This is a genomic window from Acinetobacter sp. XS-4, from assembly GCF_023920705.1.
GTDB lineage: Bacteria > Pseudomonadota > Gammaproteobacteria > Pseudomonadales > Moraxellaceae > Acinetobacter.
In genome coordinates, this window is the sequence record NZ_CP094657.1 from 3,546,811 (window position 1) to 3,566,473 (window position 19,663).

General features: G+C 40.3%; 17 protein-coding genes. 10 read left to right on the forward strand and 7 right to left on the reverse strand.

Annotated elements, in window-relative coordinates; genetic code table 11:
* Positions 1 to 48: 48 nt before the first annotated feature.
* Genes MMY79_RS16440 through cysM form a run of 4 tightly spaced genes read right to left on the reverse strand, consistent with a single transcriptional unit; the run spans position 49 to position 5,542 of the window.
* Positions 49 to 2,355, reverse strand: coding sequence for a bifunctional (p)ppGpp synthetase/guanosine-3',5'-bis(diphosphate) 3'-pyrophosphohydrolase (locus tag MMY79_RS16440; RefSeq protein WP_252610306.1), 2,307 nt, complete (start codon positions 2,353 to 2,355; stop codon positions 49 to 51).
* 30 nt (positions 2,356 to 2,385) lie between these two features.
* Positions 2,386 to 3,777 carry a 23S rRNA (uracil(1939)-C(5))-methyltransferase RlmD gene (gene rlmD, locus MMY79_RS16445; RefSeq protein ID WP_252610308.1) on the reverse strand — a complete coding sequence of 464 codons (1,392 nt, stop codon included), beginning with the start codon at positions 3,775 to 3,777 and terminating at the stop codon, positions 2,386 to 2,388.
* 9 nt (positions 3,778 to 3,786) lie between these two features.
* The gene (locus tag MMY79_RS16450) at positions 3,787 to 4,605 is read right to left on the reverse strand and encodes a 3'-5' exonuclease (protein WP_252610310.1); all 819 of its coding nucleotides are present in this window, start codon (positions 4,603 to 4,605) and stop codon (positions 3,787 to 3,789) included.
* Between the two features lie 22 nt (positions 4,606 to 4,627).
* Positions 4,628 to 5,542, reverse strand: coding sequence for a cysteine synthase CysM (cysM, locus tag MMY79_RS16455; protein WP_252610311.1), 915 nt, complete (start codon positions 5,540 to 5,542; stop codon positions 4,628 to 4,630).
* Positions 5,543 to 5,714: 172 nt separating this feature from the next.
* On the opposite strand from cysM, the gene MMY79_RS16460 reads away from it, so the two are divergent.
* From MMY79_RS16460 to MMY79_RS16485, 6 genes are all read left to right on the forward strand, one after another.
* Positions 5,715 to 8,522 carry an ATP-binding protein gene (locus tag MMY79_RS16460; protein WP_252610312.1) on the forward strand — a complete coding sequence of 936 codons (2,808 nt, stop codon included), beginning with the start codon at positions 5,715 to 5,717 and terminating at the stop codon, positions 8,520 to 8,522.
* Between the two features lie 94 nt (positions 8,523 to 8,616).
* Entirely contained in the window at positions 8,617 to 9,405 is a 789-nt protein-coding gene (locus MMY79_RS16465; RefSeq protein ID WP_252610313.1) for a crotonase/enoyl-CoA hydratase family protein, read from the forward strand.
* 12 nt (positions 9,406 to 9,417) lie between these two features.
* Positions 9,418 to 10,287, forward strand: a complete 870-nt coding sequence (locus MMY79_RS16470) for an NAD(P)-dependent oxidoreductase (RefSeq protein ID WP_252613551.1) — start codon at positions 9,418 to 9,420, stop codon at positions 10,285 to 10,287.
* A gap of 13 nt (positions 10,288 to 10,300) precedes the next feature.
* Positions 10,301 to 11,095, forward strand: coding sequence for a TIM barrel protein (locus tag MMY79_RS16475; protein ID WP_252610314.1), 795 nt, complete (start codon positions 10,301 to 10,303; stop codon positions 11,093 to 11,095).
* 81 nt (positions 11,096 to 11,176) lie between these two features.
* On the forward strand, positions 11,177 to 11,578 hold the full coding sequence (rsfS, locus tag MMY79_RS16480) for a ribosome silencing factor (protein WP_034678192.1): 402 nt from the start codon (positions 11,177 to 11,179) through the stop codon (positions 11,576 to 11,578).
* A 229-nt stretch (positions 11,579 to 11,807) separates the two neighbouring features.
* Complete coding sequence (locus tag MMY79_RS16485; RefSeq protein WP_252610315.1) at positions 11,808 to 12,629, forward strand: SDR family NAD(P)-dependent oxidoreductase; 822 nt, start codon at positions 11,808 to 11,810, stop codon at positions 12,627 to 12,629.
* Positions 12,630 to 12,692: 63 nt separating this feature from the next.
* Here MMY79_RS16485 and MMY79_RS16490 read toward each other — a convergent pair whose 3' ends face one another.
* From MMY79_RS16490 to MMY79_RS16500, 3 genes are read right to left on the reverse strand one after another with little or no spacing between them, the layout of a single operon-like run.
* Positions 12,693 to 14,147: an NAD(P)(+) transhydrogenase (Re/Si-specific) subunit beta gene (locus tag MMY79_RS16490; protein ID WP_017391250.1), complete on the reverse strand. Its 1,455-nt coding sequence runs from the start codon at positions 14,145 to 14,147 to the stop codon at positions 12,693 to 12,695.
* Between the two features lie 12 nt (positions 14,148 to 14,159).
* Positions 14,160 to 14,474 (reverse strand): proton-translocating transhydrogenase family protein, encoded by a 315-nt coding sequence (locus MMY79_RS16495; protein WP_003654992.1) that lies wholly within the window; start codon positions 14,472 to 14,474, stop codon positions 14,160 to 14,162.
* Positions 14,475 to 14,485: 11 nt separating this feature from the next.
* On the reverse strand, positions 14,486 to 15,613 hold the full coding sequence (locus MMY79_RS16500) for a Re/Si-specific NAD(P)(+) transhydrogenase subunit alpha (RefSeq protein ID WP_004641209.1): 1,128 nt from the start codon (positions 15,611 to 15,613) through the stop codon (positions 14,486 to 14,488).
* 240 nt (positions 15,614 to 15,853) lie between these two features.
* Between MMY79_RS16500 and MMY79_RS16505 the strand changes: the two genes are divergently transcribed.
* From MMY79_RS16505 to dusA, 4 genes are all read left to right on the forward strand, one after another.
* Complete coding sequence (locus MMY79_RS16505) at positions 15,854 to 16,780, forward strand: DMT family transporter (RefSeq protein ID WP_252610316.1); 927 nt, start codon at positions 15,854 to 15,856, stop codon at positions 16,778 to 16,780.
* A gap of 67 nt (positions 16,781 to 16,847) precedes the next feature.
* Complete coding sequence (locus MMY79_RS16510) at positions 16,848 to 17,255, forward strand: Rid family hydrolase (protein ID WP_252610318.1); 408 nt, start codon at positions 16,848 to 16,850, stop codon at positions 17,253 to 17,255.
* Positions 17,256 to 17,272: 17 nt separating this feature from the next.
* Entirely contained in the window at positions 17,273 to 18,463 is a 1,191-nt protein-coding gene (locus tag MMY79_RS16515) for an MFS transporter (RefSeq protein ID WP_252610320.1), read from the forward strand.
* 141 nt (positions 18,464 to 18,604) lie between these two features.
* Positions 18,605 to 19,609 carry a tRNA dihydrouridine(20/20a) synthase DusA gene (gene dusA / locus MMY79_RS16520; RefSeq protein ID WP_252610322.1) on the forward strand — a complete coding sequence of 335 codons (1,005 nt, stop codon included), beginning with the start codon at positions 18,605 to 18,607 and terminating at the stop codon, positions 19,607 to 19,609.
* The last annotated feature ends 54 nt before the right edge of the window (positions 19,610 to 19,663 follow it).

The window sequence follows — 19,663 nt, forward strand, 5'->3', positions numbered from 1 at the left end:
TCCAATATAAAAAAGGCTGTCATTTGACAGCCTTTTTACTCAATTTATTTAAACACCTTGAATCATGCGTCGCGCACTAATAATTCCAGGCTGTTGCTCTAAGCGAGCCAATAAACGAGATAGCTGCGCCAATCCTTTCACCTCAATTAACAACTTCATATTGGCAATACCATCTGCCTCAGAAATTGTATTAACCTGACGAATATTGATTTGGTCAGAGAAAATCACTTGAGTTAAGTCTTTAAGCAGACCACGACGATCATAAGCTTCCACCACAATTTGAACGCTTTGACCACGCGTTGGCTGCATTTCCCAATCAGCTTCAACAGCACGCTCTGGTTCTTGCTTAATCATACGCTGATAGTCTGAACAAATGACTTTGTGGATGCTAACACCACGGTTCAAAGTAATATATCCAGCGATTGACTCACCATGTACAGGCTGACAGCACTGCGCGATGTGCAACTCTACATTGTCTAAACCATCAATTAAAATTCCATGTGCCGATAACGTATGGCTAGCACGTGGATTTAATGCTGGTTTAAGCACTAGTTCAGGTTCATCCTGATCTAAATGCATTTGACGGTTCACCTGATTAATCAAGGCATGTAAGCTAATATCACCGCTTACTAGACTCACCAAAATGTCATCACCCGTTTTTACGTTAAAATGTGATGAGTAATCATTTAGGTCGATACTTTTTGGGTGAATCGCTAGACGAGCTAACTCTTTATTAAGAAGTTCACGGCCAACTTCAAGATTTTTACTACGATCTTGCTGTCTAAACCAATGACGCAGCTTGTCACGGGCACGAGAGGTTTTAATATAACCCAAAGAATTCACCAACCAATCTCGGTTTGGATCACGATCTTTTTTAGTTAAAATCTCAACCTGTTCACCCGTTTTTAAAGTATAGGTAAGTGGAACATAACGCTGGTTAACTCGCGCTGCGTAACACTTGTTCCCTACTTCCGTATGTACATGATAAGCAAAATCTAAAACTGTTGAGCCACGTGGCAATTCCTTAATATCACCATCACGACTAAAAACGTAAATCTTCTCAAAGCCTTCAAAGTCTTGTAACTGTTCAAAGCCTTCTGTTTCATCTTCATTTTGATGTACCGTCGTTTCATTGCGCTCTTGATAATGCTCTAAAACAGCACGCAATGAATGCAAACGATGATTAAAGGAATGGTCAGTATTCTTTGAACCTTCCTTATAGTTAAAGTGCGAACATACGCCTAATTCCGCTTCGTCATGCATCTCATGAGTACGAATTTGTACTTCAAGGGATTTATTCTCGGCAATTACAGCAGTATGCAAAGAGCGATAACCATTTGCTTTCGGGTTGGTAATATAGTCATCAAACTGATGAGGAATATGACGCCAGATTTGATGAACGATACCCAAAGAGTGGTAGCACTCAGGGACACTATTAACCAACACACGTAAAGCACGAATATCATAAAGCTGATCAAAACTCAGGTTTTTGCTTTTCATTTTTCGATAAATCGAATAAATGTGTTTTGCTCGACCTGTAATTTCTGACTCGATTCCGTAAGACGCTAACTCATTTTTTAAACGGTCGATCACGAACTGAATATAATGTTCACGTTCTAAACGTTTTTCATTCAGTAATGATGCAATTTCTTTATAACGATCTGGAGCTAAATAGCGAAAAGCGAGATCTTCAAGTTCCCATTTAAGCTGAGCAATACCGAGTCGATGTGCTAATGGCGAATAAATAGTAAGAATTTCACGTGCTACGCGTTCTTGACGCTCACGAGATGAATTTGCCAGTTCTCGTAAAGAATAAGTACGTTCAGCAAGTTTAATTAAAACAACACGAACATCTTCGGTAACCGAAATCAGCATTTTATAAATGCCACTTAAATGTTCTCGTTGATTGTTATTAAAGTGATCTTCTAACCGTTTATTTTTCTCAATGAGTTCCGAGAGCTTACCCATTGCCAAAGCGCCTTTGACAAGGTTATAGACCTGATCTCCAAATTTCTTTTTGACTTCTTCTATATCAGTAATGTCTTCACGCACACTACGATAGAGCATGGCTGCCGATAGAGTATCTTCATCTACATGGAGATGTGCCAAAATGTCGGCCATTCCAACGCCAGTAGCGAAAGTATTGGAACGATGATTAACCGTTGAATCTAACTCTTTTTGCAGGGTTAAATGAGCAACCTGCTCAAGTTGTTCAAGCTTCGCCCCATCTAATATTTCACGCACCCGATCCAACCATGAGGCTAAACCGATTTGCGTTTCGGCGGCATGCTCTACAGTCGTTTCCTCAGACAACTCAGTTAGTTGCTCAGGTAACTGTTCACGTACTGTGACCATACCATTCTCCTCAATATGTAACTCATGTTTTTAATCGTTTATCTCTTGAATTTTTTCAAATAGTGCAATGGATTCAACATGTTCTGTGTGCGTAAACATGTCCATCACAGCTGCTTTTTTTAACTGGTAACCATGTTGGACCAAAACACCCGCATCCCTTGCCAGTGTAGCTGGATCACATGATACATAAACGATTCTTTTTGCTCCAAAATTTGATACATACTGCATAATTTCATATGCACCAGCACGAGGAGGATCAATCAATAATGCATCAAATCCTTGATTTGCCCAAGAATGATGCGAAAAATCTTTTGTTAAATCTTGTGAAAAGAAGGTTGCCTGCACCAAACTATTGCATTTTGCATTAGCTGTTGCCCGCCTCACCATTTCTTCACTCCCTTCCACACCAACAACCTGACCACTCTCACCAACACATCGTGCTAACGGGAGTGAGAAATTGCCTAAACCGCAAAATAGATCAAGTACCTTTTCACCTGATTGCAATTGAAGCAATTCACATGCCAATTGAACCATTTGTTCATTTACTGTGGCATTGACCTGAGTAAAATCCAATGGCGAAAAAGCAAAATTTACATTAAACCGCTCTAAGGCATAGTGTAAACGTAAAGCACCTTTTTCATCATCAATACGATGAATACTTTCAGGCCCCTTAGGCTGCAAATACAATTGCCACCCTTTGTCTAACGCAAATTGCTTTAATTGGTTGACATCAGAATTGTTTAATTTTTCTACATGACGAACCAATAAAGAAATTTCATGATCACCTTTTGCTAATTCTACATGACCTATATGCGCTTTGCCTTTTAGACTTTGGAGTAAAATGCGCAGCTCAGGCAAGCTATCTGATAGTTTTTTATCCAAAACACTACAACTATGGATAGAAGTTAAACGATTACTACGATGTTCACGAAACCCCATAATTAAGCGATCTGGCTTTGGCAGATAACGCACTCCTATTCGAGCACGACGACGATAATCACTTTGTAAAGATCGAATCGGATCTAACCACTGTTCAGGTTGAATGCCTGCAAAGTGCTGTAGATGCGATTGCAGTACACTTTGCTTTAAGCGGATTTGTTCATCAGGATGGATATGCTGCATGCTACAGCCACCGCAAATACCATAATGAGGACAAATTGCATCTATACGATGAGTTGAAGGTTCTCCTAACAACTGCACCATCTCAGCTTCTTCAAGACGCTTCGCTTGATGGGTAATCTGAGCCTTTACAGTTTCTCCGGGCAATGCATAACGAATAAAAACTTTCTTGCCATGCTTATCTGCTGGATGATCAGAATGAGAACCATAATGCGCAATTCCCCGCCCCTCATGAGAAAGTGTTTCAACTTGAAAAATATATTCAGGTTGTTGAGGCTTGCGAGATTTGGCTTGTTGTTTCAAAGGATGAACCTAAAAATCTGAAGAGTTAAAATAGTGTGAAGTAAATTCACTATGTTTTGAGGTACGTTCCCATACTTCAAGAAAATCTGCTTGCTGAGGAATATTTTTCAAATAATCAATACTAGAGCTTACCCAATCATTATGTTCATCTACTGTTAATTGTCCTTTTAATAACAACCAACGTACATAGACAAACCATGTATTGAGCACATCCCCTTCACAATAGCTAGTCAATTTTAACCACTGCTGATTACGAACATATTCTGGTACATGATAACCCGATTCACCACGCTTACCCGGCAAACCTAAAATGCAGGCGATATCATCAAGTTTTTGAAAATTACGACCATTAAACATTGCCATCACATCCATTAAATCAATGTGGCGATGGTGATAACGGTTTTGGTAATTATTAAAACGCTTCTGGCTATCAATCTCACCTTGATCAAATAAGCCTGGTGCAGAAAGCCCATGATACATTGCGCGAAATAGAATAACGGGTAAATCAAATTGTGAGCCGTTCCAACTCACTAGAGTTGGATGACGCTTATCAAAAATTGATAAGAATTTCTGCAAAATTTCAGCTTCAGAATATTGTTCCCTGCTAAAAGAAAACAATCGAAAACCTGACTCATCAATCCATAGTCCAGAAATACAAACAATTTCATGCAAAGGTAAGCGCTGAAAATCCATGCCTGATTCTTGACGACGCAATTTAGTCAATGCTTGTTCTACATCAGCCTCTGGCAAATCAAGATGATATAAATGCGCTCCCGCTTTTAAATCAGTTAAAGTTTCAATATCAAAAACTAAGGTAGGGAAACGCATTATTTCTCTCAATTATGAGTTATCAGTCCTGTACTGAAAACAATCCTGTAGACAAGTAGCGGTCGCCACGGTCACAGATAATGCAAACAATAACAGCATCTGGATTTTCTTCTGCAATTTTAATGGATGCCCACACCGCCCCACCAGAAGATGTACCTGCACTAATTCCTTCCTGACGTGCTAAACGGCGAGCCATTTTTTCCGCTTCAATTTGCGGAATATCCATAATTTGATCAACACGTTTTGGATCGAAAATCGTAGGTAAGTATTCTTGTGGCCAACGACGAATCCCAGCAATATTTGAACCTTCAGAAGGCTGTAAACCAATAATTTGAATATCTGGATTTTGTTCTTTTAAATATTTTGAAATTCCCATGATGGTACCGGTTGTACCCATTGAACTTACAAAATGGGTAATCTTTCCACCTGTTTGCTTCCAGATTTCAGGGCCAGTGGTGAGGTAATGCGCTTCGACATTATCTGGATTGCCAAACTGATTGAGGACCAAACCTAGACCTTCAGCTTGCATTTGCAAAGCCATATCTCGTGCAGCTTCCATATTCGGCGCTTCAATCAATTCTGCACCATAAGCACGCATAGCATCCTTACGCTCCTGACTTGAATTCCCTGGCATGATTAATTTCATTTTATAACCACGCATGGCTGCAACCATTGCCAAAGCAATACCTGTGTTCCCACTGGTTGCTTCAATCAAGGTGTCACCTGGCTTAATTTGACCGCGTTTTTCTGCCTGCATAATCATGTTATATGCAGGACGGTCTTTTACAGAACCTGCCGGATTATTACCTTCTAACTTTGCCAAAACTGTCGCTTGCGTATGAGAAGCTAAACGCTGCAAACGAACTAGAGGTGTATTACCTACATAGTGATCTAACAAAAATTCGTCGGCTAAAAAGTCAGGTTGTGTATTACTCATGATCAACACCTATATCGAGGTGGGCCTATTGTATGAAAAAATGCTCGGTACTGCACCCATTTCAATATGCTTTTTCATGAAAGTGATTAAAGCTCGGTCATTTATAAAATGCCGTCTGTTTTAAAATAAAGCGTGATAAGATGCCGTACAGAGAGATAAATCTGATGTAGCCATGTCTAATTTCAATAAAACCTTATCGAAACGCTTACGTCTGAATCATGCATATGGGCAATTGATTGCTCTAATTTTTGTGCCGATTATGATTTTAACAGGGGTCGGTGCTTTTCTGGTTTTAACTGAAACGTCCCATTCGGTAAAACAACAACAGCTACAACACGCCTCAGCCATTCTAGCTCGCTACAATCAAATTGCGAAAGATCTATATACGCTGGTTGAACTACAGCCCGATGAATACGATCATGCCCAGCACATTATGCAAAGCATGTTTAGCGAAAAAAATCTTAAACGCGCGGTATTAATTGATAACAATGGACAGACTTATTTAAGTATTGGTTATCGTGATAATCGTTATTGGCCTAGCTTTCCTAGTAATAATATTTTTTTTGGACCAATCTCTTATAACCACAACAATATTTATGGAATGCAGATTAGTAATAAAGCTGGAAAAGCCCCTGTTTGGTTAATGATTGAAATGGATAACCAACCTCTAGAATTGGCACGTTATCGCATTATGATTGCTCTCGTCATTACTGGATTAATGACCTTACTATTACTTTTACTTTGCTTGAATTTTTACTCTCGTCGTTGGATTGCGCCGATGTATGAAATTCGCATGCAGTTACAACGCCTAAATGCAGATACTCTAGACCAGCACCTAGTCATTAACAGTACTGGGGAACTACGCTTACTACAGCGAGATATTGCAAATGTTGTTAAACGATTGCACTTTAGCTTTTTAGAATTAAAAGAGCACACCGAACAAACAGAAGAAGACTTACGCAGAACCCTAGATACCTTAGAAGTCCAAAACATTACCTATCGTCAAGCACGTGACCAGGCGATTTCATCAAACCAAGCAAAGTCAGTTTTCCTTGCCAATATTAGTCATGAGCTTCGCACACCTCTCAACAGTATTGATGGCTTTATTCACTTATTGCTTCGTCAACAAAATTTAAATAATGAGCAAAATCTTTATTTACAAACCATTCGCAAGTCATCTGCTCATTTATTGGCATTAATTAACGATGTATTAGATTTCTCGAAAATTGATGCGGGTAAGTTAGAACTTGAAACAGCACCTTTTGATTTAGAAGAAGCCATTTTTGATGTCATGGATATGCTGTCTCCTTTGGCTGCTCAAAAACATATCGCCATGGCTTTTTACTATGCAGACAATATTCCACAGCAAGTAATTGGCGATGCTTTACGCTTCAAGCAAATTCTGACCAACTTAATTTCTAATGCAATCAAGTTCACTCCAGATGGCGAAATTATTGTTCGTGTTCGTATGGAGCATGATGATATTGGGCAATGTCTGCTTCATTTCAGTGTTCAAGATAGTGGTATTGGCTTAAGTGGCACAGACCGCAAAAAATTATTTGAATCATTTTCGCAAGGCGATGCCTCAGTTACACGTCAATTTGGCGGCACAGGTTTAGGTCTTGCTATCTCTAAACAACTTGTTCATCTCATGCATGGTCAAATTGGCTTTGAAGATAACCAAGAACGCGCTCCAACAGAAAAAGGCTCGACCTTCTGGTTTACCGCACAATTTGTGGTAGATGAAGATTACGAAATCGAACACCCACACTTTGAGCATTTACAAGTGGTGTCTTATCTTGCTCATCCAGCTACAGCAAGTGTTTTACGTTACTACCTTGAAAACTACCATGTTCCTCACATCGAGACACAATCGATTCTGGACTTGTTTAGCCGCTTAAAACATCTTGATCAGAAAGATAATACATGGCTCATTGTTGACCATAGCGGTGACACTGAAGCGTTATTAAAAGAAATCCGTAGCCGTTATCAAGGCAATTTAGCCGTCTATGGCTATCAAATGACACTTGAGCCAAACATGCTCAGTGAATACCGTGCTCGTCCTCTCTATCAACCATTAAGTCGAAGCGGACTCATTCAATTATTAAATGATCAACCTATTTTTGAAGAGGAACAACAAGACTTTAATGGTCAGGGTTTACACATTCTGGCAGTAGATGACCATCTTCCTAACTTAATTGTTTTAGAAGCCTTGCTCGGTGAACTCAATGTTAAAACAACTAAAGCACTCAGTGGGCAAGAAGCACTTAACCTGATCCAAGAGCGAATTGATCAGAAACTTAAACCATTTGATTTGGTGTTTATGGATATTCAAATGCCTGTCATGTCAGGTATTGATACAACTCGTGCTATTCGCTCTTTAGAATCGACTTTAGACGGAGAAATGCAGCTTCCAATTATTGCACTAACCGCCCACGCACTTGCTGATGAAAAGCAAAAACTCCTTAAAGTAGGCATGAATGACTATGTCACCAAGCCAATCCAAATGGAGCAAATCATCCAGATCTTAACGCAATGGACTAAAAACAACTTTACAGCAAAAGCTTTAGATAAAGACCATCATGTCGTTGCGGAAGCTTTAGACCCACAAATTTTAAACTGGCAACAAAGTTTGCAGCTTGCAGCAAATAAAGAAGACTTAGCACAAGATCTACTTAAAATGTTAGTTGACAGTTTTCCAACTGAGCTAGATGAAATGCAGCAGCTCATTGAGCTTGAAGACTTCCCTCAACTTGAGCATGTTTTACATCGCCTCTATGGCGCTACTCGCTATGTAGGTGCACCAAAACTACAACAAGTGACTGGGGACTTTGAGCAATTTATTTCAACGCTACGCAAGGAACGCCGTATAGCAGATGAAGGTTTCATTGAAGAAGTGATGCAGCGCTTTAATGAACTCGGTCTTGTCGTTAAAGAAGTAGAAAGTGCTGCTCTCCAGATCTTGGTGATACCTGACTAACACATCTATTAAAGAGGCATGACTGGGCTGTCATGTTTCCAAATTACAGCCATGTTATGCTCCGTTCATCTATAAAAAAAGAAGCGGGAATCTCATGGCACTCTTACGTATTGAAAAAAATAATGGCATTGCAACGGTATATTTAAACCGTCCAGATAAACGCAATGCGATGAGTTTTGCCTTATTAAAAGAGTTAGTTTCAACTGCAAAAGCAATTAAAAAGGATAGAGATATTCGCTGTGTTATTTTGACAGGCGAAGGGAATGTGTTTAGTGCTGGAATTGATTTATCCGACCTCAACAATCCGAAAAACTCTGCTTTTGCCATTTGGGAACTTGTAAAACCCGGACAAAGTCTTTTTCAAAAAGCATTTTTGACTTGGCAGAATTTACCTGTACCAGTTATTGCAGCCTTAGAAGGATATTGTTTCGGCGCGGGCATGCAACTCGCCTTGGCTTCCGATATCCGAATTTCTCATCCAGAAACAAAAATGTCGATTATGGAAAGTCGTTGGGGTTTAGTTCCTGATATGGGACTTACTCGCTCATTAAAAGGTTTAATTAGCGTTGACCTTGCAAAAGAACTCACCTTAACTGCTCGTGTTTTTGATGGGAATTATGCAAAAGAAATCGGTCTTGTAACTCATTTAAGTAACTCACCTCTAGAGAGAGCAAATGAGATTGCAACTGAAATGTTGCAGCGTTCACCTGATGCCCTCACTGCAGCGAAACGTGTACTTGATGCAATGGAGCATCAACCAGAAAAATCATTGCGTCTAGAAAAAATCTGGCAACTTAAATTATTACTTGGTAAAAATAGCAAACTTGCTCGTAAAAAAGACAAACATCCGGAAGTTAATTTTTTACCACGCCAATATAAATAAAGAGCTTAGATGATGAATTTTGATCGTAATACCCCTATTGCTTTTTTAGGTATGGGGCTTATGGGAAGTCGGATGGCAACCCGCCTTATTCAAGCCGGCTTTCAAGTTGCGGTTTGGAATCGCACTTTCTCTGCATGTGAAGAGCTGATTGATATCGGTGCAAAACCGTTAGAACTTTCAAATATTGGTGAGTATCCAGTTATTTTAACCTGTCTAGCAGATGACAAAGCAGTAGAAGCCGTATTTGAACAAATTCAGCCTAACTTAAAAGCTGAACAGGTTATTGTCGATTTCTCGAGCTTGTCTGTTGCTGCAACAAAAACGCTTGCTCAAGCAGCTGCCACGCATCAAGTAACATGGATTGACTCACCTGTATCGGGTGGAACAGCAGGTGCAGAACAAGGCACACTTGTTATTTTTGCAGGTGGTAATAATAAAACGATTACCCACCTAACCCCTATTTACAATGTTCTATCCCAGCGTGTAACTCGAATGGGAGATACAGGAACTGGCCAAGCCACCAAAATTTGCAATCAACTTATTGTTGCAGCTAACAGCGCCCTAATTGCAGAGGCTGTCGCACTTGCAGATCGAGCTGGTGTAGATACAACATTGCTTGCTCCTGCTTTAGCGGGTGGATTTGCTGACTCTAAACCCTTTCAAATTCTTACCCCGCGTATGGCAACTCATACATTTGAGCCAATTCAGTGGAAAGTTCAAACATTATCTAAGGATCTTAATAACGCAGTAACATTAGCTCACAATGTTAATTTAGACATCCCCGTTGCACGAAAAGCTCTATTACAGCTACAAACTCACCAAAAAAATGGCTTTGCTGAGAAAGATTTAGCTACTATGATTCAATTACTAGAGCAAAAATAAACGGAGTTTGAGTATGGGTCGTCTTGCAGTCAATTTATCCATGATTTTTACCGAAGTTCCTTTAATCGAACGCTTTGCTCTGGCCCATGCACAGGGCTTTGAATATGTAGAAATTCAATTTCCTTATGAATTGGCTATTTCAGATATTCAAACTCAACTCGGGCACTACAATCTTAGCCTTTGCCTAATTAATGTACCTGCGGGTGATCTTATGCAAGGCGGAAATGGTTTAGCAGGCGTACCCGGCCAAGAAATAGCTTTCCGTGAAGCATTAGAGTTAGCCATTAGCTATGCCACTGCTTTAAAAGTTCCTCGTGTTAATATTTTGGCTGGGAAGCAACCTCTAGATGCCGACTTACTTCCTTGCTTGAAAACCTTAGCAGCTAATTTAAAACTTGCCTGCAACTTACTTAGTGAACACGATATAGAACCCGTTTTTGAAATGATTAACGGTACAGATATGCCCCGCTTTTTAGTACAAAATATTGCGCAGGCACAAGAAATGCTAGAAGCGGTCAACGACCCTACTCTAAAAATGCAATATGATTGTTATCACATGGCAATGATGGGTGAAGATGTACTTGAGGGTTTGCAAGAAAATATTAATTTAATTGGACACATTCAATTTGCGGATTGCCCGGGCCGTCATGAGCCTGATACAGCTGAAATTCCTTATGAACAAATTTTTTCTTGGTTAAAACAAAGTTCTTATCAGAACTATATTGCAGCAGAATATAAACCTGAAAATACTTCAAATCAGTCATTTACTTGGAAGAAAAAGTATTTTTCCGATGATGTAAATATATAAACTGTTACGAGTTCTGTTTGAAATTTAGCGCGAAAACGACTATATTAGATAGTGAGTAATTGTCAGGAAAATATACCCTATATGAATTTAGAACCATCGCCCAGCGTGTCTAATTCTCACGATTTCGCAATGAATGCCTCAAATAAAGACGTACAAACTTGTCTCAAAGTCGTCCACGACGCTTTAGTTGATGTAAAAGCAAAAGATATTCTCCAGTTAGATGTTAGCTCAATTAGCAATGTCGCTGATGCTATCGTAATTGCGAGCGGCACCTCTACTCGTCATGTGAAAGCACTCGCAGACAATGTTGCAGAAGAAGCTCGAAAAGCCGGTTTCCGCCCGATTGGCGTTGAAGGTGAACGAGATGCAGAATGGATCTTGATTGATCTCGGCTTTGTTGTAGTACATGTGATGCTACCAACAGCTCGTAAATTCTATGATTTAGAAAGCTTATGGCGTACCGCTCCAGAGTCGGTTGCTTAAAATTTTGCTTTTAAAAAAAGCGGCTCTTTTGAGCCGCTTTTTTTTATTTATCTGACAATCGTATTAACAAATCTCAAATAACACCCCGCCCCCTCAAATACTTTGACACCTACCACAAACAGTCAGCCATCAGCCATTTTTAAATTTGACATGACAAATTGTCAGATTTGCAGCAATATACAAACTCTTGAAGTCCCCACCAATAAATAGCATAACTGGAGTACAGAAAGTGAAAGTATTAATTACAGGCGCCAACACAGGTATTGGTTTCGCCACAGCAGAACAACTCATCAAACAAGGGCAACATGTTATTTTAGCGTGCCGAAATCCAGAAAAAGCGCAAGAGGCCCAAACCAAATTACGCTCCCTTAACCAAGGACAAGTCGATTTAGTTTCCCTCGATTTAAACAGCCTTGAGTTAACCCGGAAAGCAGCAGATGAAATTGCCGATCGATATGGCAGCCTCGATGTACTCATTAACAATGCAGGGTTATTTGCCAAAACCAAACAACTAACTGTTGATGGTTTCGAGCAGCAATTCGGTGTTAACTACTTGGGTCATTTTTTACTAACTCAAAAACTACTTCCAGTTTTACAACAATCTCATAAAGCACGTATTGTTCATCTTGCATCTATTGCTCACTGGGTTGGTTCAATCAAACCCAACAAGTTTCGTGCAGAAGGTTTTTATAACCCCCTGTTCTATTATGGGCAATCGAAGCTTGCAAATTTACTGTTCAGCAACGCATTAGCAGAGCAACTAGCTGGAAGTTCAATTACCAATAATGCATTACACCCTGGCGGTGTTGCTTCCGACATTTACCGTGACTTACCAAAGCCAGTTTATGCCGCGATGAAATTAGGATTAGTACCCACTTCAGTTCCAGCAAATCTCATTACAGAAATGGCAACTGGCGATGCATGGCAAAATCGTAATGGTGAATATGTCAGTGCACACATGCCAGACTGGAAATCTTCACATGCCAAAAACCAGCAACTGGCACGCGACCTCTATCAACAATCAATAGACCTTGTAGAAAAATTTCTTTAAACAAGTAAGCCAAATAAAAAAAGCCACCCGAGGGTGGCTTTTACAATCCTGATTAAGGTCAGATTAGTGACCACCACCATTGATTGCTTTCGTCATATCTTCCACAACTTTCTTCGCATCACCAAAGATCATCATCGTTTTTTCATTGTAGAACAAATCATTGTCTAGACCTGCATAACCTGTAGCCATAGAACGCTTAATCACCATGATTGTACGCGCTTTATGTGCTTCAAGAATCGGCATGCCATAAATCGGTGAAGTTGGATCATCTTTTGCAGCAGGGTTTACTACGTCATTTGCACCAATTACAAGCACGACATCTGTTGCTGGGAAGTCTGAGTTAATCTCATCCATTTCCAAGATATCTTCATATGCTACATCTGCTTCAGCAAGCAATACGTTCATATGGCCAGGCATACGACCAGCAACTGGATGGATTGCAAAACGAACGCGAACACCTTGCTCTTTTAGAATTTCACACAATTCTTTTACAGCATTTTGTGCACGACCTTGCGCCATACCATAACCCGGTACAATCACAACGCTGTCAGCATTTGACATCAAGAAACCAGCATCATCGGCAGAACCAGAACGATGGTTACGCTGAACTTGTTCACCTTTAGCAGCAGTAGCAACTGCCGCACCGCCCATTGCACCACCAAACAATACATTGATGATCGAACGGTTCATTGCTTTACACATGATGTACGACAGAATCGCACCAGATGAACCTACGAGAGAACCCGCAACGATCAACATGTTGTTTTCAAGTGTAAAACCAATACCTGCCGCAGCCCAACCCGAGAATGAGTTAAGAAGCGATACCACTACAGGCATATCACCACCACCGACTGGTGCAATCCATACCCAGCCAAACGCAAGCGCAAGTGCTGTCATTGCCCAGAAAGCAGTCATGTTGCCAGTCGTGAAGAAGTAGAAACCACAAGCCAACATCGCAATAAAGATAAGCGCCTGAACAGGTTTAACCCATGCACCAGAAATTGTTTTCGCCCATTTTTTTGCAGCCAATTTACCATACGCAAATACAGATGCAGTAAAGGTAATCGCACCAACAAAACAACCCACGAACAATTCAAATAAATGAACACTGCTCATGTGAACATGTTGTACACCAGCAGCAGTTAAAGCCGCCTCATTTTGAGCAAACAATTCAGTTAATTGGTTGTTATGCAAAATTGCAGCAATTGCAATTAGGACAGCAGCCAAACCAACTAAAGAGTGCATGAGTGCAACAGTCTCTGGCATTTGTGTCATTGGTACAGTACGAGCTCGTGCAATACCTACGATTGCACCCAACACCATTGCACCAACAATCATCCAGATGACTGGGTTATTCGCAACAAAGAAGGTCGTTACCACTGCAATCGCCATCGCGATCATACCGTAACGGTTACCTTGAATTGCTGTTTTAGGGCCAGACAAGCCACGAAGCGTCAAGATAAAGAGGATTGCGCCAACAAGGTACAACCAGTTTGCGTTTGCTTGAATAAATTCCATGTCAAAGCCCTCTTATTTCTTTTGCTTAGGCTTGAACATTTCCAGCATGCGTGCAGTTACTGCAAAGCCACCGAAAATATTAATGCTTGCCAAAAATACTGCAATCGCACCAAGTACGCTCACCACATTCACACTTTGAAATGCAACGTTAGCATCTACACCCAAAATAGGTAGACCCACAGTTTGCAACATCGCACCCACTACAATAATAGATGACAACGCATTGGTTACAGCCATAAGTGGCGTATGTAAAGCTGGTGTAACACCCCAAACTACGTAATAACCTACGAAGATGGCAAGGACGAAAATTGTAATAGTTTCAACCATGAGAAATCTCCTTAACCACGCTTAAGCAGTACTTGACCGCCATGAGTGACCAATAGGGCTTTTTGGATTTCGTCTTCCTGATTAATCGCAAAGTTTTTCTCTTTGTCGAATAAAGTCTCTACGAAATTAAAAACGTTACGTGCATATAGCGCAGAAGCTTCTGTCGCTACAGTTGCCGGAATATTTGGAACACCCAAAATTTTCACGCCATTTTCTGTAAAAACAGTCTCGCCCACTTTAGAGCCTTCAACGTTACCGCCAGTTTCAACAGCCATATCTAAAATGACAGAACCTGGTTTCATCTTGGCAACAGTTTCAGCTTTAATCAGACGTGGTGCATCACGGCCTGGTAACAACGCAGTAGTAATCACGATGTCAGCGTTAGAAACAGCCTTATCAACAATCGCTGCTTGGTCTTTGATGTACTGCTCACCCGGCATCCATCCATAACCATTTTTAGCGGCATCTGCTGCACGTTGTTGTTCTTCTTCAGACATTGGTACGTCTAACCACTTACCACCTAAAGATTCAACTTGATCTTTTGCTGTAGGACGTAAATCGGTTGCTTCAACGATTGCGCCTAAACGCTTTGCTGTTGCGATTGCCTGAAGACCTGCAACGCCCACACCCATAATCACAACACGAGCAGGTTTTACCGTACCAGCAGCAGTCATAAGCATTGGGAACATGCGCTGATATTCAGCAGCAGCAAGCAACACTGATTTATAACCAGAAAGGTTTGCCTGAGAAGACAATACGTCCATATTCTGCGCACGAGAAAGCGTACGAGGAAGCAATTCCAGAGCAAAAGCAGAAACTTGCTGATTCGCAAACTGATCTAGCTCGGTATTACGATAAGGATCAAACATTGCTACAACAGCAGTATTTGCTGGAAGTTTTTGAATTTCCCCGCCTTGTGGAGCGCGAACTTTCAAAATAATTTGACTACCCGTATAGGCATCATCCGTAATGGTTGCACCGACCTGTTCATAAGCACTGTCAATGTACGCGGCCTTTACACCAGCACCACGTTCAATCACAACGCTATGACCAGCGCTAATCAACTTCTTTACTGTCTCTGGCGTAGCAGCTACACGATTTTCACCGACGACAGTTTCGGTTGGGATTCCGATCTGCATGAGCGTTCCTCAAGCTAATTTCTCATTGTCAAAAACATTGCTAAGCTGCAATGTTTCCCCCATGTGTATTCTTTGTACAGAATTTGGATTCTAATTGAACTTTTTTAAAATACCACCCAATATTTATTTAATAAATACCCATATTTTGAACTGATGATTCACGATATTTGATTTGAGGTGTAATATAGGAAGCTTTTTCTTTTTTTTGCAGACAATAGTCTCTCTTATACAGTCTTGTATATGAAAATTTCGTTTTCTTCGTTTCAAATCGGGTCTTTTTTTGCTCTTTGCTCTGCTTTTCTATTCAGTACAAAAGCAATCTTTATTAAACAGACTTATGCCCTTTCTCCATTAGTAGACGCTACAGTCCTGATGGCTTTACGCATGTTAAGCGCCTTACCGTTCTTTCTACTCATTTGTTGGTTTAACAGGCATCATAATAAGGGCATAAAAAAGAAGGATTGGCTAATTTTAATTTTTGCCGGTCTATTAGGCTACTACTTTGCAAGTTGGCTCGATTTTATGGGTCTCATGTTTATTAGTGCCTCTCTGGAACGAATTATTCTATTTTTATATCCCACGCTTACCGTCATCGTCTCAAGTCTGCTCTACAAACAAAAATTAGATGCAAAAAGTTTATTTGCCATTTTTCTTAGTTATGGTGGAACCGTGTTGGTCATGCTTCAAGAGCACAACAACGCACCAATTCAGGGCAACTTCTGGCTAGGCACAAGTTTAGTATTTGCAGGTGCGGTGGCTTTTGCGGGCTATTTATTACTAACCCCTCCACTCATTAAGAAATTTGGTTCTTGGAATTTCACAGGTTTAGCTTTAACTGTGGCTTGTATCGGTACATTAACGCACTATGTATTAAGCACACCTCACCCAATTCAACTTCTATTACAACTACCATCTAGTGTGATTTGGTATGGAGTTGGTCTAGGCTTCTTAGTGACTGTCTTACCTACTGTTATGCTCATGCAAAGTATTGAAAGACTTGGAGCATCTCAATCAGCAATGATTGCTTCAATTGGACCTGTTTTAACGATTTTGCTTGCAGTTGTTTTTCTAAATGAACATTTAAACATGTGGCAATGGGCAGGCTGTCTTCTCAATATTATTGGTGTGATGATGATTACACTCAGCAAGAAAAGACTAAAACACTAAATTTTCTTGACCTCAACTTAAGTTGAGGTTGGATACTCATCTAAATTTTACTAAACGGTTGAGTTACATGAATCAAGAGACTTTCAAAATAATAAATCCAGCAACATTATACGACCCTACCCCAAATGCTTATAGTCATGTTGCTGTGGTAGAAAATTTTAAAAAGATTATTCATATTGCAGGTCAAGGAGGCGAAAACTCAAAAGGTGAATTAAGCCCAAATTTTGAAAAACAAGTTATCCAAACTTTTGATAACATTCAACATGCTTTAAAAGCAGCCAATACAGAGCTTAGCAATATTGCTGTATTAAGAGTTTTAGTTGTTGACCATTCGGTCGAAAAACATCAAGTTTTGATTAAAATTATGCAAAATTTATGGAAAAATCATTCTTTTCCAGCCTGTACACTCATTCCTGTACCACGCCTTGCATTAGAGCATATGCTCATTGAAGTCGAAGCAACCGCATACACCTAAAAAATCGAGAGGACATCATGTCTACCCCTGAAGATATCAGTCAGAATAAACCGTTGCTTTGGTTGATGGCAGCAGCATGTGGTTTATGTGCAGGTGTGAACTATTATTGTCAGCCCCTGATTCACTCGATTCAACAAGACTTTGCCGTGACTCAGGCACAAGCAGCATTAACCGTTACATTTGCTCAGGTGTCTTATGCTCTCGGACTGCTCTTTATTGTTCCGATGGGTGATATTGTCAATAAAGCCAAGGCTATTCCATTTTTGATGGTGCTCTGTGCAGTTGGCTTATTTACGTCTGCTTTTGCTGTTAACTTACCCATGCTATGGATCGGCACAATTTTAGCAGGTTTATTTTCAGTTGCAGCTCAAGTGCTTATTCCACTTGCCACAATGACTGTAAAACCCGAAAAAACTGGTGAGATCATTGGTTTTTTAATGAGTGGCTTATTGGTCGGAATTTTACTCTCTACCAGTCTGGCGGGTTTATTCTCTAACTTATTCCATTGGAAAGTGGTGTATGTCGTAAGTGGTATATTAATGTTACTACTGGCATATACCCTAAAAAGTCGCCTGCCTTATGTCTTGCGTATGAAAATGAACTATGGACAGATCTTTGGTTCTATGGCTCAGCTTCTAAAAGAGGAAAAGCGTTTATTAATAAGAGCGCTTACAGGTGGCTTTGCATTTGCAGCAGTAAGTATCCTGTATTCCACCATCGCATTACTCCTTACCTCAGCACATCATTTACCTGACCTCTTTATTGGACTAGTGCCTTTAGTGGGTATCTTTGGTGCTTTATCAACACGTTACATTGGTAAATATGCAGATCAAGGACATACTGGCTTACTGACATGGATGGGCTGCGGATTATTCTTATTAAGTTGGATCTGTTTCTATTATGGGCAAACTTTACTCTCTAGTTATATTATTGGTTTTGCTTTAATTCAGTTAGCACTAGCACTCGTACACACCAGTAACCAGAGCATTATTTTCCGTTTACGACCAGATGCAAAATCTCGTATTAATGCTATCTATATGACGACTTACTTTATTGGTGGTGCTGGTGGTTCGGCATTAGGAATTTTTGCATGGAACCGTGGTGGATGGACCATGACTTGCCTTGCCGGTATTGGGTTAGTCGTACTTTGTATTTTATTTAGCATGTTCGATACGGTCTTACAAAAAAAGAAAATGGTTTCCCAATAAGGTAACTTGTTATAAATCATCTTCCTATATTCAACATAAGGGTGGTTATAAATTACTCGGTTAAATGCCCCTGTCGATTCAAGCATAAACCTCGTATAATGCTGCCCTTTCATTAATTTAGCGACTTTTGGGCTATTGGTTATGCAATCACTTCAATCGTTACAACCTCGTATTTCTGTCGCACCCATGATGGACTGGACTACAAAGGATTATCGATTCTTTGCGCGCTTGTTTAACCCAAATGTTGTGCTATACACAGAAATGGTCACCACAGGTGCGATTTTATTTGGCGATGCTAAACGCCATTTAGACTACAGCGCACAAGAACATCCGATTGTATTGCAGTTGGGTGGTTCAAACCCGCAAGAGCTTGCAACCTGCACAAAAATGGCCGAAGACTGGGGTTACGATGAAGTCAACCTCAATGTAGGCTGTCCAAGTGACCGTGTACAGAACAATAAAATCGGTGCCTGCTTAATGGCAGAGCCAGACTTGGTTGCTGAATGCATTCACACCATGCAAAAAGCAGTAACTATTCCTGTAACAGTCAAACATCGTATTGGTATTGATGACATGCACTCTTATGAAGAGATGCTTCATTTCGTAGATACGGTGGCGGCAACAGGTTGCACTCATTTTGTAGTGCATGCTCGTATTGCTATTTTGAAAGGCCTATCACCGAAAGAAAATCGTGAAGTTCCGCCTTTACGCTATGAAGATGTCTATCGTTTAAAACAAGAGCGCCCACATCTCACTATTGAAATTAACGGCGGGATTAAAACGTTTGCTGAAACTCAAACACATTTACAGCACGTAGACGGCGTTATGATTGGCCGTGAAGCCTATCATAATCCATTCTTACTCGCAGAAATGGGTCAGCTTTGGAATTTAGATGCGCCAGATCGTTTCGATATTATGGAACAAATGCTGCCTTATATCGAACAACGCATGGCAGAAGGTGCTCCCCTCTCAATTATTACACGCCATATTTTAGGATTATTCCAAAACTTACCGGGTGCTCGCAAATGGCGTCAGGCGCTAAGTGGCGGAAATGCAAAAACTTTAGGTGATGTAGAACAGGCAATTAGCAACATGCAAGCCGCTCTAATTCGTACTGAGGAATATTTAAAAGAGCATCAAGTTTAAGCTTATGATGGCTTCTTAAATTGTAAGAAAATGTGGCATTTTAAATCAGAGACT